Raw genomic sequence first — 13,063 nt, forward strand, 5'->3', positions numbered from 1 at the left:
TTATGGTTTAAGGGAGCTAGAAAATTTAGTTTGTCTGCTTTCGACACAAAGCAGACATTTCCTGTATGCCTGCAAGATCAGTTGTTTCCTTTAAAAAATAGTGACAAACCCCTTTGGCTTGCACTTAAAGAGTACTTATACATTTCCTCAATGTAATACATATCGTCATCATGGAAATACTCTTCATGTGCTTGAGCCTTCATAAGTAACGAAACAAAAGCATCCAATTCTTTCGGATTTAGAATTAGAAAGGCTTCAGTGCATATTGGCATCCAAGGCACCTTCTCACTCTTTTTCTTTGTGGTTAAACAATCTTCATGTGGCGTAGAAGAATTAAAATCTTTGCCATATCTAAAAGATCGAAGAACTTCAGCTTCAGGTTCATCTTTAAGTAGGGTGTATAAATCGTAATAAAATTTTGGAGGCAGCGATTCAGAAGAATACTCTACTGGTGTTAATTGTGGATCAACGCGACTGTAGATAAGTAAATCGAATGCCCACCAATGGTCAAACTGCTTCTCAGGTATGGGATGTTTAAAGGCACCAGTTAGGAAAATATACTTAAGTGTTGATGTGGCTTGGTTCGGGCCTGCGTATCGATACTTTTCGATGTAAGACCTAAAACTATCTAATACATCAACCTTTACACTGAGTTTAGTTTCATCATCCATCAACATGTCTAAACGCTTGTGGCTAAATGCAGTCCCGTACCAGCCCCAACCATCAGCCATGGCTATTGATGAAAATACGCACATGACCAAGACGATTAAATACTTATTCATTCCATTCCTTAGAAACCATGAACAGACTAGAACTATTTTAAGTGCTCAGGAGCAAATATAACGCTGGGAGTGTCCGTCATCGACACATACCAGACATTAACGCCCATATAAAAGTCGGAGCGTCAGCGACGTCCAGTAGAGCGATTTTTGATGTGTTTGTTAAACCTATATTGCACCAACCAGCTCTATCTCTTCTTTGCCAATACCATACTCTACAAAAGCATCTAACATAGCTATGAAATAGTCAGGTTCTTCTTTCTTTGCGAATAGCTTTTGAAGGAAAGTTGGCTGTTTGGTGTTGTTTTCAATGTATTTGGAAATATATTCGAGATCCTGTGCAGACAGAATTAAAACCTCTGCCTCAAATTCTTCTGCATTAGGATCAACAGGAATCCACTCTTGAATATCTTCATTCATTAATTTTTCTTCATCAAATTTAACGAAGTGATGCTCGCCCACTCCAACATCCTGTGGTACTCGATACAGCTCTGAATTTTGCTCACCGAAGACATATTTCCATACATAGTCTTCATCGCAAGTTACAAGTCTTCCCATACTCTCTCCATAGGCTTAACGCCTTTAGTAACGGCAAATTACGCAGCCGAAGGCGTAGTAATTTGTCCGCTTGCCTAAACTTGTTAACTTTTTACAGACCACTTAGCCCTGCCTCAATTTCATTTACGATTGCGGATAGTGAACGGCCTTTTGGCTGATTGGCGAGCTCAAAGGCAGCTTCCATAGGCGCAAACAGAGCATTTGAATTATTGAATGATGAGAACTCACCAACAACATAGTGTCCATAGTAACGAGAGCCCGGAGCCTCGCAAACACTCCAGCAACCACCATGCTTTTCAACAAATAGCTCTCCAATGAAATAGCCAATTCTAACAACAATCCAGTTCTTAGCATCCTCTGAGATGTCTTGCTCGGATAGCCAGCTGCTTATTGGCTCAAGAAAAGCGACCGGATTGATCAGGATTTCATGTGCATTCTGAAAGCCTAACTTTTGTGAAAAATCGTGAAGCACTGGCATTCTTTCCTCACGGAATGAATCGAATCTCTCTTTTTGCTTTTCGATATCAATGGTCATTCTCGATCTCTACTGGAAAGTTAACATTTTAACAACAAGCGTGCGTATTTTTCTGACACGGTAGAAAAACGAAATGACTGTAATGAATTGAATCTAAATAGCTTTTAGACAGCACTGCCATTTTCCTCCGATAAAAACGACCTAGTACGAGTTGGGGTATTCACTTCCTTTAGAACTATAACTATGTCTTAGCTTGTCATTCGAATCAACATTGAGTGTCCGCTTTTGGCACAAAGCAGAAGCTACAACAACACCATCTCTTTCTCTAGGCGAAGCCGTCCTCTAGCCACGTAGTGGCGTCCTAAAAGGCGAAGCCGATCTCTAGCCGCGAAGCGGCGTCCTAAACAGATTGAGACTTAAATTTCTGCTTCGCTTTATACATATCTTGGTCAGCAATGCGTAATAGCTCTTCAGCTGCGCCTGCATCATCTGGAAAACAACTGATTCCAATACTGACACTGATTTTATGATTGGGTAATTGCTCTACAGAGAATGATTTTTCTATAGTTTGATGAATCTTACTTACAATGAGCTTAGCTTCTTCCAATGAGTTTGTGTCGACCAGTGCAGCAAACTCATCACCGCCAATCCTAGCAACGATATCTGTTTTTCTTAAACAAGAGGTTAGGATTCCAGCTAACTCAATTAAGACCTTATCTCCAACCTCGTGCCCAAAATTATCATTTATAGGCTTGAAGCTATTAAGATCAATATACAGTACCGCTATCTTTTTCAACTGACGTTCAGCGCGAATTAGAGCGCTCTCTAATTTTGAAAAGAATAGCCTTCTATTTGGCAGCTTAGTAAGGGGATCCTCATAAGCTTTTGTCAGCAACTCCTGAGCAACCTGAGTATGATCTTCTGGGTTTTGAAAAACCAAGACAAATCGATCAGCTAGCTTAGAGTGGGCAGCAACCTTATGAAGCGAAGCAAAATAAGTACTATTCTTGTTGTCACAGAGCTCCCCGCTCCAATAGTGATTACTTCCTAAGCACTCTTCAAGGCTGCACTTGCCACCTGCTGCATCAAAAAAATAATCAAATACGGAACCCTCCGGCCTCTCATCTAAATCAAATGCCCTCTGAGCCGCTGAATTTGCAGCTAATACTTCAGACTGAGCATTTAGAATAAAACAGGGGTTATTGGTCACTTCGAAGAATACCGAAGCTATTTGACGATTCTGCTCCGCCTGACTTTCAAAGGTAACGTTAGTGCCAATACCCAAAACCCCATTTACTTCACCGCTTTCATTTACCAATGGCAGTTTATGCATGTCCAGTAATCGACGCCTACCATCCTCATAGGTAACCCATTCATCATCCCTGTGAGCCTCTCCGGTCTTCAAAACCTGAGCATCTATACCCCGAACATAGCCCGCTGACTCCTTGGACATAAGGTCTGCATCAGTTTTGCCTATGATTTCACTCAAAGGCTTATTAATGAACTCTTCAAAACTGCGGTTCACTACCTGGTATACACCCTCATCATCTTTGGCGAAGATAAAGTCCGGTAGCGTATTTATTATGTTCTTAAGCAGAGTTCGTTCTTTTTTTAGAAGAACACGTTCCTCTTCTAGTTTTTGCGTTGCATTTATTAGCTCAGTTATATCTCGGGCCACAACTGCCACACCCAAGCCTTCCGTCAAAGGACCACTATAAACCGAGTGCTTGCTATAAATATGAATGAGATTACCGTCTGGGCCAGGTCTAGAAAATTGAAACTCAAAGGATTCCCCCGCCAGTGTTCTATCTAATGCAGGCTTCAAAAAACCGTTGAATACTTCGGGGCCATGAAGGTCACTTACGTGGGTGCCTATAATCTCTGAAGCAGGCTGCTGAAACATAAGTTCATAGCCACGACTTACCGCACGGTAGATATAATCCTTATCTACGATAGAAACCGGATCATTTATATAACTGAGAATCGATCCATCGATATCATTCAAGCTTGATGAGAGAGGCTTAGGATCAGTACCCATATGAAATATGGCCTATAGCAACTTTAAGATAAGTATAACTGTATTATTTACTTTTACGCTCAATAGCTAAGGAGCAAAAGACGACAAACAAGCTGATAAAATAAAACTTTATTTTACAGGCATTATGAAACTGATATAGCTAGAAGGGAGGAAAATATAACTGCCGAAATAAGATAGAAGAACCCTGTACTCACGCTTTTTCTCTAGGCGCAGCCGTCCTCTAGCCACGCAGTGGCGTCCTAAAAGGCGAAGCCGTCCTCTAGCCACGCAGTGGCGTCCTAAAAGGCGAAGCCGTCCTCTAGCCGCGAAGCGGCGTCCTTTCCCAGCAACTAGCAACTAAAACCTAGCCACTTTTCTCCTGATACATCCGACTATCAGCCTGCTCCAACCAATACTCAATAGCCTGATTACCTTGCAATATCACACTACCAATACTGACACCGAGGTTATTTTTCTTAAGATTTTGGTTAATACGTTCGGCGATTTTTTCTAAGTCAGCCTGAGTCTCTGCAGCTGCAAGTACAACAAACTCATCGCCTGACATACGCGCTGAGATATCGTTCTCCCTTACAGAGCTTCGTATAGCTTCTGCCAAGTGCTTTAAAGCTTGATCTCCCGAGTTATGGCCGTGTTGGTCATTTATCCCTTTCAGACCATCCAGATCCAAATAGAGCAAGCCTAAAGATATTCCAGTGCGCTTAGCAAGCACCGAATAATGCGTTGCGACAGACATAAAACCTCTACGGTTATAGAGCCCAGTCAGCTCATCTGTCATTGCAAGATTGGAGATCTCTTCATACTGAGAAAGAAGACGCAGATCAGCTTCGATTAGATCCCTAAATTCACTCACCAGATCTAAGTATTCAGAACGGTAATCGGTGGATTCAAAATCCATAACACAGATGGTTCCAAACGGCTCACCTGATGGCCACTGCACCGGCAAACCTAGGTAGGAGCTAAAACCATCATTAGCAACTTCAGGGTTGGTATCCCAGGCAGAATCCTCTTGGGCATTTTTGACATATAGTTCATGCCCTTCCTGCACGACTTTTTTACAAAAAATATTGGTATCCGGCGCAATCTCTACCCCCGCTGGGTATGGATTCGATTCCTGATCACTGGCAATCACCACCTGATAGCCTTTCGGCCGATACTGAACGATAAAGCCCGCAGGCGCTTGAAAGATACGCGCCATCACATCCACTGTTTTCTGCCACTTATCCAATGGCACCAGATCATCCTTTTCCTCGATTACCCACTGGTCAGGATGCAACATAAAACCCTCTAAAGAAACAACTGTATATAAACCACTCACTAACTTTAGCAGTTATTCAAGAAATAGAGTCAGAGCTGGATCAATAGTTCAGTAAATTTAGGATCGCCAATGATAGAGATTAACAAAGCAACCTCTAGGCGCAGCCGTCCTCTAGCAGCGCAGCTGCGTCCTCTAGCCACGAAGTGGCGCCCTAAGCGGCGAAGCCGTGCTGAATTTCAGGCATAAAAAAACCAGCTCATGGCTGGATTCTTAAAGTGGTGGGTCGTATAGGATTACTAATGCCCTGCGGGCCAGCGCCGCAAGCTCCGCTGTTTTCTACAGGCTTCGCCCTCCGAATCGAACCTTTAACGGTTCTCATCCTATACAACGAGTATTTTTTGGGCATAAAAAAACCAGCTCAAGGCTGGATTCTTAAAGTGGTGGGTCGTATAGGATTCGAACCTATGACCAATTGGTTAAAAGCCAACTGCTCTACCGACTGAGCTAACGACCCACATAAGATTGCGAAAGAATTTCGCTAAAGAAGTTTAAGAGTGGTGGGTCGTATAGGATTCGAACCTATGACCAATTGGTTAAAAGCCAACTGCTCTACCGACTGAGCTAACGACCCAACTCTTAAGATGGCTCCCTGAGCTGGACTCGAACCAGCGACCAATAGATTAACAGTCTACTGCTCTACCAACTGAGCTATCAGGGAACTGCTGTTCCAGTAAATGGCGGAGGGATAGGGATTCGAACCCTAGGGCCCTCTCGGACCGCTGGTTTTCAAGACCAGTGCTTTCGACCACTCAGCCATCCCTCCGCAGGAACGGCGCGTATATTATCGCAATGAGTTTTTGTGTCAACTAATTACGTACTGTTTTTTCAAAAAAACTGATTATTTTTCAAAGTTTTTTCAGTTTCTGGAAATTCGACTAAAGATTAACCAGAAACGATTAAAAAACAACCGGATAAACACGCCTCACCGGATTTCTACAAACTACATATTTGGATAATTTGGCCCGCCCATACCTTCTGGGACTACCCACTTAATATTTTGGGCCGGATCTTTAATATCGCAGGTCTTACAGTGTAGACAATTTTGCGAGTTTATTTGGAATCTTTGCCCCTGTTCATCCTCAACCACTTCATACACCCCAGCAGGACAATATCGCTGCGCAGGTTCAGCATAGGTTGATAGGTTTGAACCTAAAGGAATACTTTCATCCTTTAACTGAAGATGGCACGGCTGATCTTCTTCATGATTGGTATTTGAAAGGAACACCGAACTGAGCTTATCAAAGCTGATCTCGCCGTCAGGTTTTGGATAACTAATCTCTTTGCACTCAGAAGTAGGCTTCAGCTGAGCATAGTCTGCATGAGTATCGTGCAGCGTAAATGGAATTTTGCCACCAAAGATATTCTGATCGATGTAGTTAAAGGCCCCACCTAACAACGGACCAAACTTATGCATCGCAGGGCCAAAGTTACGTGAGCGGAATAATTCATCATACAACCAAGAAGATTCAAACTTCTGCGCATAACCGCTTAGCTCTTTACTACCCTCACCCGACTGAGTTAACTCATCGAAAATCGCTTCTGCAGCCAACATGCCCGACTTCATTGCCGTATGCGTACCCTTAATCTTAGAGAAGTTAAGCGTACCGGCATTACAACCAGCAATGATGCCGCCTGGGAAGGTCATTTTAGGCAGGGCATTAAAACCACCTTTTGTAATCGCCCTAGCACCATAGGAGACGCGCTTGCCGCCCTCTAGGTACTGTTTTAAAACGGGATGATGCTTCATACGCTGAAACTCATCAAACGGGCTTAAATATGGATTGGAGTAGTTCAGATCGATAATCAAGCCAACAACCACTTGATTACCCTCGGTGTGATAGAGGAAGAAACCACCACTCGCGCCATCACTCAATGGCCAGCCTGAGCCATGCACAACTAAACCGGGCTTATGCTTATCAGGATCAATATCCCACAGTTCTTTTATACCCAAGCCATAATGTTGAGCATCGGCATCTGCTGCCAGATCAAAGCGCTCTATCAGCTCTTTACCTAAATGCCCACGGCAGCCTTCTGAGAACACCGTGTATTTAGCATGCAGCTCCATACCCGGCATATAGCTATCTTTTTGCTCACCAGACTCAGTTAGTCCCATATCGCCGGTAGCCACGCCTTTTACACTGCCATCTTCATGGTAGAGAACTTCAGCTGCAGCAAAGCCAGGGAAGATTTCCACACCAAGCTGCTCAGCCTGCTCTGCCAACCAACGGCATAAATTACCCAAGCTAACAATGTAGTTCCCGTTGTTATGCATCGTTTTAGGAACCAGCATGTTCGGGACTTGGGTGGCTTTTTGCTCATCTTTGAGCATAAAGATCTGATCTTCGGTCACCGGAGTATTTAACGGTGCACCCTGCTCTTTCCAATCAGGGAACAGCTCATCCAGAGCCCGCGATTCAATCACTGCGCCCGATAAAATATGTGCTCCAACTTCAGAACCTTTTTCTACCACACAAACCGTTAGTTCTTTTTCCGCTTCTTGAGCTTGCTGCATCAAACGGCAGGCTGTGGATAATCCAGCAGGACCGGCTCCAACAATGACTACATCAAACTCCATTGATTCACGCGCCATATCACTCATAACTCACCTCTCTCACCTATATGGCGTCTACTTAAAACTGTTCTTCAGATAGCTGCATCACCGCATCACCACCTGCCATGACTGCGCTCAACAGACCTGACGTACGTGGTAGCAGCTGCTCGACATAAAAGCGTGTCGATACAATTTTGCTTTCTAAGAACGGCTGATCGCTTTCAGGATCATTTAGCTTAGCTTGGGCGATGCTGGCTGATTTAACCGATAACCAACCCCCACAAAGATAACCAAGCAACATCATAAAGCTGACACTGGCTGCACCTGCTGCAGCTGGATCTTTACTCGCAGTTTCCAATACCCATTTTTTAGCGTCTTCTGCATGGGCAAGGGCATCACGGGTCGCGCTAACTAGGTCTTGCAGTTCAGGTTCGGAGATCTGATCAAGATCGCTAGCAATTTCGCTCAGTAGATCAGTGAGTGCAGCACCACTATCTACCAAAGTTTTTCGACCGATCAGGTCTAAAGCCTGAATACCGGTAGTACCTTCATAAATCGTCAGAATACGCGCATCGCGATAATGCTGTGCAGCGCCTGTTTCTTCGATAAAGCCCATACCGCCGTGCACTTGCACCGCAAGATAGGTCATCTCTTGAGCCAGTTCTGTCACCCAGCCTTTAACAATCGGCGTGAGAAGATCAGTTCGCGCCTGATGTTTAGCGCGTTGTTCACTATCTTGAGCATGCTGACAAAGATCACTTTCGGCGCGAGCAACATAAGTTAATGCGCGCATAGCTTGAATACCTGATTTCATCTGCAACAGCATGCGACGAACATCAGGGTGCTTCATAATCGTAACGCGAGAACCATCTCTTAATGTGCCTTGAACACGCTCTTTGGCGTATTCTAACGCCTGTTGATAAGCGCGTTCTGAGATAGCTAAACCTTGTAGACCTACGCCTTGGCGCGCATCGTTCATCATGGTAAACATACATGCGAGGCCATTATTTTCCTCACCTACCAAGTAACCAATGGCACCGTCGTTATCACCAAAGCTCATCACGCAGGTAGGACTGCCGTGGATACCGAGCTTGTGCTCTAGCGCCACAGCCGATGCATCGTTACGTTGATCAGTTACTTGGCCGTTTTCATCCAACAAAAATTTAGGCACAACAAAGAGAGAGATCCCTTTTACACCCGCAGGTGCATCAGGCAAACGCGCTAATACCAGATGAACGATATTCTCAGTCATCTGATGATCACCCCAGGTGATAAAAATCTTTTGGCCAGTAATTCGGTAGTGATCACCTTCTGGTACAGCACGCGTTTTCAGGGCTGCCAAGTCGGTACCTGCATCAGGTTCGGTTAAGTTCATAGTGCCCGTCCACTCACCACTGATCAGCCTAGGAAGGTAGTGCTGCTGTAGCAGTTCACTGCCATGAGTTTCTAGCGCTTCAATCGCGCCCTGAGTCAGCAGAGGACATAAAGCCCAAGCCAAGTTGGAGGACTGCCACACTTCGTTAACCGCAACAGAGAGTGCGTTAGGTAGACCCTGACCTCCAAATTCAGGATTAGCCGCAAGCGATGGCCAGCCACCTTCACAAAACTGCTGATAGGCATCAGAAAAACCTGGCGTTTCCTGTACCTGGTTATCAACTAATTTTGCACCTTGCTGATCACCAACAACATTTAGAGGAGCAAGCTGTTCCGTGCCTAGCTTAGAAGCCTCATCTAAAACCGCTTCAGCCAAGCCTTCAGCAAATTCTTCTAGACCTGCTGAATGACAAATCTGTTCTAACCCCACCAGCTCATTCAAGACAAAAACACCATCTTGATACGGGTATCGATAATCGCTCATTGTATAACTTGCTCCGTCTTAACCTGCTTACCGCTTAGATTGGTTCAGGCTTTTTATTGTAATAACTCGACGTTAATTCACATTGGGAAATGCTATTAACATAATCGTTCCAGCGCCCATATCCAGCAATAACAATTCACACCTCAATGACTAACAAAAACGTTCTATAAACAAAAAAGGCCCTATAATTAGGGCCAATTTATAGCATTAAGAATCAGCTAATTGCTGGCAATAGCTATCACTACGCCGATATTCCCCTGGAGTCATACCTGTCCATTTTTTGAATGACCTAAAGAACGCGGAGGGCTCTTCAAACCCCATCAGACCCGCAACATCATTGATCGATAACTGCGGGGAATTCATATAGTTAAGCGCAGCTAGCTTGCGACACTCGTCCTTGATCTTTTGATAGGAAGTATCTTCTTCCAGCAATCTACGCCGCAGTGTCGATACTGACATATGCAGTCGATACGCTACTTCTTCAGCACTTGGCAGATCCTGACTAAAGTCCTTACCAATCAGAGCCACTACTTGGGACTTCAAGCTGGTGTCATCATCCACCATCACGATTAGCTGATAAGGGGCTGTTTTTAAGAAACTACGCAAAGTCTCAGGAGTTTGAACAATCGGAAAATCCAAATAGCGCGCAGGAAAAACGATGGCATTATCGTGCTGATCGAATTTAACTTCTGACTGAAAAAGGGTTTTGTATTGCGCCACATCGTCTGGCTCAGCAAAGGAAAAATAGGCTGCTTTCAGCTCTAACCTTTTACCAATCAACCAGCACAAAAAGTGCTGCCACATCGACAGTGAGGTTCGAATACGCCCCGGAATTTCGTCTTTTAAAATCTCTTCCATCGAGACTTCAGCGGCATCTGTTGTAGTAAACGAAACCTTGGCAAAACGTCCTTTGCGTACCAGATAGGGTTTAACTTTTGTGCCGCGACAGATCTCATGAAAATCACTGGCACGGTAGATCGCTTTCTCAAGCGTTGTACAGTGAATCAAGCAATGACACATCATACGGAAGGTCCCATTTGGCACCTTGCCGCCACTCAACATTCCGAAATATTCGTCTTGAGCGATGTAATAAATACGCTGATAGAGCAAACCAAACTTATCCGCTGGAAACTCTGTCTGATTACCAATTTCGGCCGGGTCGATACCGACATGGGTCAACAGCTGTTCAACGCTGAAGCCTTGCTCTTCAACTAATTGTAATAAGTGACGGACGTACCCTGCGGGTACGGTAATTTTACGCTCCATGACTCTCTAACCTATTTTGTTCTTATTTTTTGATGAAACGCACTTCCCTTTCTTATTCATGAACTATTATGTTAATAATTTCAAGCTAACGAACTATTTTGTTAATAACTTTGCCCTCAATTGTTATTGAGAGATTTTCTTAACCCAGTGAACATGGATAGCGTTAAAGACTCTGTAACTACTCTGTAGAGCCCGTTTTATAAACCTACCGAGTAGCCGCAATGGATTTAGATAGAAAACACAATTTGCGCCTTAAAAAAATAACAACGCTAGGTGAACGAAATGGCAACAAAAAACCGGATTTTGCGTCGCAGCAAAAAACCATCCTCGGTGTTTACACGCCAACTACTGCCGTTACTAATTGGTAGTGCAGTAGGCATAAATCAGGCTCAAGCAATTGAATTTAATCTGGGTGATATTGAAGGTCGCTTTGACTCTCAGATCTCAATGGGAGCGAGCTGGCGTATGGATGACGCATCTTCAAAGCTAATTTCGCAAGGAAATGGTGGTACTAGCCTTGGCTCAGGTAGTTACGATGACGGTAACCAGAACTTCGATAAAGGTGAAACCTTCTCTCAAATCGTGAAAGGTGTACACGACCTTGAACTACGCTATGAAAATATGGGCGTTTTTACCCGAGCTAAATACTGGTACGACGCTGAACTGGAGTCCGGTTCCAGAAACCATGGCCACTCGCCTAACCTTTATGATCCCGGCGCAGAATTAGACGATTCTGGATTTAACGATTACGCCAAGTTCGGCGGTTTCGAAGTATTGGATGCCTACTGGTACGGTGCATTTGATTTAGGCGAAAAACCACTCGATGTACGTGTTGGTCGCCAAGTTGTTAACTGGGGTGAAAGCACATTTATTCAAGGCGGCTTAAACGCGATTAACCCTTTTGATGTTAATGCTTTCCGACGCCCTGGCGCTGAGGTTAAAGAAGGCTTACTTCCAGTAAATATGGCTTTTGCGTCACTAGGCCTAACAGACAATCTAAGTGTTGAAGGTTTCTACCAACTTAAATGGGAACCAACAGCGATAGACGGTTGTGGTACCTATTTCTCCAACAATGACTTCGTTGGAGAGGGTTGCGACGGCATTCGGATACAAACCACTGACCCAGTTCTATCTGCGTTATTAGGTGTGAACGTGTCGGATCAAGAGTACTTTAACAACTTAGGTACAGGCGGTGTATGGGCATTGTCAGGGGTAGATCTTGGAACAGCGATTAACCCTGTTGTTAATCGACATGAAGATGGCCGCAGAGAAGCCGATGACGATGGCCAGTTTGGTATAGCACTACGCTACTTTTCAGAAGAACTGAATAATACCGAGTTCGGTTTATACTTCTCTCGTTATCATAGCCGACTACCAGTAACGAGTGGTGTTAACTCCTCAGTATCTGCAGCCGATCTACCCACCATTGCCGGCGGTGTGAGCCCCGCAGCAGCAGCTATAGTAGCAGCATTCGATTCTGAATATTTCGTTGAATATCCCGAAGATATCGAAATGATCGGCCTAAGCTTTAATACCAATATTGGTGATATTGCTTGGTCGGGTGAGATCAGCCATAAAACCGACGTTCCTGTTCAGATAAACGGACCGCTATTAGTAGGCGCGATTCTTCAACAAAACGTTGGAGGTGTTGGTAATACTGCAGCCGATAATCTAATCGCATCAGCGGGTGCTGGCGGTGAAGTATCTGGTTTTACTCCATTCGATGTAACCCAAGTCCAAACAAGCTTTGTTAAATTCTACGATCAAGTATTAGGTGCTAGTCGCTTAACCATGGTAGGTGAATTAGCCTGGACTCACGTTCATGATTTGGATGAGAGTGCCAACGCGCTTAAATACGGTCGTAACGGTGCGTTCGGGTATGCTGCAGGTGATACAGATGGCTTCGTAACTCAAGATTCTTACGGTTACGTATTGCGCGCTAACCTAAACTATCCAAACGCTTTTGCCGGTGTAAACCTAACGCCACAAATCAGCTTTAAGCACGGTTTAGAAGGTTATGGCCCTCAGCCAGGTGCTGCATTTAATGAAGATGAGAAAACACTTGGTTTGAGCCTGACCGCTGATTACCTGAATAAGTATCAGGTTCAGCTTTCTTATACTGACTTCTTCGGTGGAGATTTTAACTCTATAGAAGATCGTGATTTCCTATCAATTAGCGCATCCGTTTCTTTCTAAGATCAGCAGATAAATGGAGATATACAC

9 protein-coding genes, 4 tRNA genes and 1 other RNA gene are annotated in these 13,063 nt (G+C 44.3%); 1 reads left to right on the forward strand and 13 read right to left on the reverse strand.

The genetic code is table 11. The annotated features are described in order from the left end of the window. Positions 1–77: 77 nt before the first annotated feature. The 13 genes from ACMXYP_RS14510 to ACMXYP_RS14570 all read right to left on the reverse strand — a co-directional run bounded on the left by ACMXYP_RS14510 (position 78) and on the right by ACMXYP_RS14570 (position 10,840). Complete coding sequence (locus tag ACMXYP_RS14510) at positions 78–782, reverse strand: hypothetical protein (protein ID WP_415882350.1); 705 nt, start codon at positions 780–782, stop codon at positions 78–80. Positions 783–947: 165 nt separating this feature from the next. Further along, positions 948–1,337, reverse strand: a complete 390-nt coding sequence (locus ACMXYP_RS14515; RefSeq protein WP_415882351.1) for a hypothetical protein — start codon at positions 1,335–1,337, stop codon at positions 948–950. 91 nt (positions 1,338–1,428) lie between these two features. Further along, positions 1,429–1,872 (reverse strand): hypothetical protein, encoded by a 444-nt coding sequence (locus tag ACMXYP_RS14520; RefSeq protein WP_415882352.1) that lies wholly within the window; start codon positions 1,870–1,872, stop codon positions 1,429–1,431. Positions 1,873–2,212: 340 nt separating this feature from the next. After that, the gene (locus tag ACMXYP_RS14525; RefSeq protein WP_415882353.1) at positions 2,213–3,850 is read right to left on the reverse strand and encodes a sensor domain-containing diguanylate cyclase; all 1,638 of its coding nucleotides are present in this window, start codon (positions 3,848–3,850) and stop codon (positions 2,213–2,215) included. 343 nt (positions 3,851–4,193) lie between these two features. Further along, the gene (locus ACMXYP_RS14530; protein WP_415882354.1) at positions 4,194–5,126 is read right to left on the reverse strand and encodes a diguanylate cyclase; all 933 of its coding nucleotides are present in this window, start codon (positions 5,124–5,126) and stop codon (positions 4,194–4,196) included. Positions 5,127–5,381: 255 nt separating this feature from the next. After that, positions 5,382–5,505: non-coding RNA, RtT sRNA (locus ACMXYP_RS14535), on the reverse strand. Between the two features lie 38 nt (positions 5,506–5,543). Next, positions 5,544–5,619 (reverse strand) — tRNA-Lys (locus ACMXYP_RS14540). A gap of 41 nt (positions 5,620–5,660) precedes the next feature. Beyond that, positions 5,661–5,736 (reverse strand) — tRNA-Lys (locus ACMXYP_RS14545). Between the two features lie 11 nt (positions 5,737–5,747). Further along, positions 5,748–5,823 (reverse strand) — tRNA-Asn (locus ACMXYP_RS14550). Positions 5,824–5,840: 17 nt separating this feature from the next. Next, a tRNA-Ser gene (locus tag ACMXYP_RS14555) sits at positions 5,841–5,928 on the reverse strand. 177 nt (positions 5,929–6,105) lie between these two features. Further along, on the reverse strand, positions 6,106–7,755 hold the full coding sequence (locus ACMXYP_RS14560; RefSeq protein WP_415884681.1) for an electron transfer flavoprotein-ubiquinone oxidoreductase: 1,650 nt from the start codon (positions 7,753–7,755) through the stop codon (positions 6,106–6,108). 40 nt (positions 7,756–7,795) lie between these two features. Then, positions 7,796–9,574, reverse strand: coding sequence for an acyl-CoA dehydrogenase (locus ACMXYP_RS14565; RefSeq protein ID WP_415882355.1), 1,779 nt, complete (start codon positions 9,572–9,574; stop codon positions 7,796–7,798). A gap of 207 nt (positions 9,575–9,781) precedes the next feature. Next, the gene (locus ACMXYP_RS14570; protein ID WP_415882356.1) at positions 9,782–10,840 is read right to left on the reverse strand and encodes an AraC family transcriptional regulator; all 1,059 of its coding nucleotides are present in this window, start codon (positions 10,838–10,840) and stop codon (positions 9,782–9,784) included. A gap of 282 nt (positions 10,841–11,122) precedes the next feature. On the opposite strand from ACMXYP_RS14570, the gene ACMXYP_RS14575 reads away from it, so the two are divergent. Continuing rightward, the gene (locus ACMXYP_RS14575; RefSeq protein WP_415882357.1) at positions 11,123–13,036 is read left to right on the forward strand and encodes a DUF1302 domain-containing protein; all 1,914 of its coding nucleotides are present in this window, start codon (positions 11,123–11,125) and stop codon (positions 13,034–13,036) included. Positions 13,037–13,063 lie beyond the last annotated feature (27 nt).

Source organism: Neptuniibacter sp. QD34_54, assembly GCF_047778055.1.
Taxonomy (GTDB): domain Bacteria; phylum Pseudomonadota; class Gammaproteobacteria; order Pseudomonadales; family Balneatricaceae; genus Neptuniibacter.

Excerpts from the sequence above, each read along its gene's own strand:
- ACMXYP_RS14575 (WP_415882357.1), top strand. The coding sequence starts at position 11,123 with ATGGCAACAAAAAACCGGATTTTGCGTCGCAGCAAAAAACCATCCTCG.
- ACMXYP_RS14560 (WP_415884681.1), bottom strand. The coding sequence starts at position 7,755 with ATGGCGCGTGAATCAATGGAGTTTGATGTAGTCATTGTTGGAGCCGGT.
- ACMXYP_RS14565 (WP_415882355.1), bottom strand. The coding sequence starts at position 9,574 with ATGAGCGATTATCGATACCCGTATCAAGATGGTGTTTTTGTCTTGAAT.
- ACMXYP_RS14520 (WP_415882352.1), bottom strand. The coding sequence starts at position 1,872 with ATGACCATTGATATCGAAAAGCAAAAAGAGAGATTCGATTCATTCCGT.
- ACMXYP_RS14515 (WP_415882351.1), bottom strand. The coding sequence starts at position 1,337 with ATGGGAAGACTTGTAACTTGCGATGAAGACTATGTATGGAAATATGTC.
- ACMXYP_RS14570 (WP_415882356.1), bottom strand. The coding sequence starts at position 10,840 with ATGGAGCGTAAAATTACCGTACCCGCAGGGTACGTCCGTCACTTATTA.
- ACMXYP_RS14510 (WP_415882350.1), bottom strand. The coding sequence starts at position 782 with ATGAATAAGTATTTAATCGTCTTGGTCATGTGCGTATTTTCATCAATA.
- ACMXYP_RS14525 (WP_415882353.1), bottom strand. The coding sequence starts at position 3,850 with ATGGGTACTGATCCTAAGCCTCTCTCATCAAGCTTGAATGATATCGAT.
- ACMXYP_RS14530 (WP_415882354.1), bottom strand. The coding sequence starts at position 5,126 with ATGTTGCATCCTGACCAGTGGGTAATCGAGGAAAAGGATGATCTGGTG.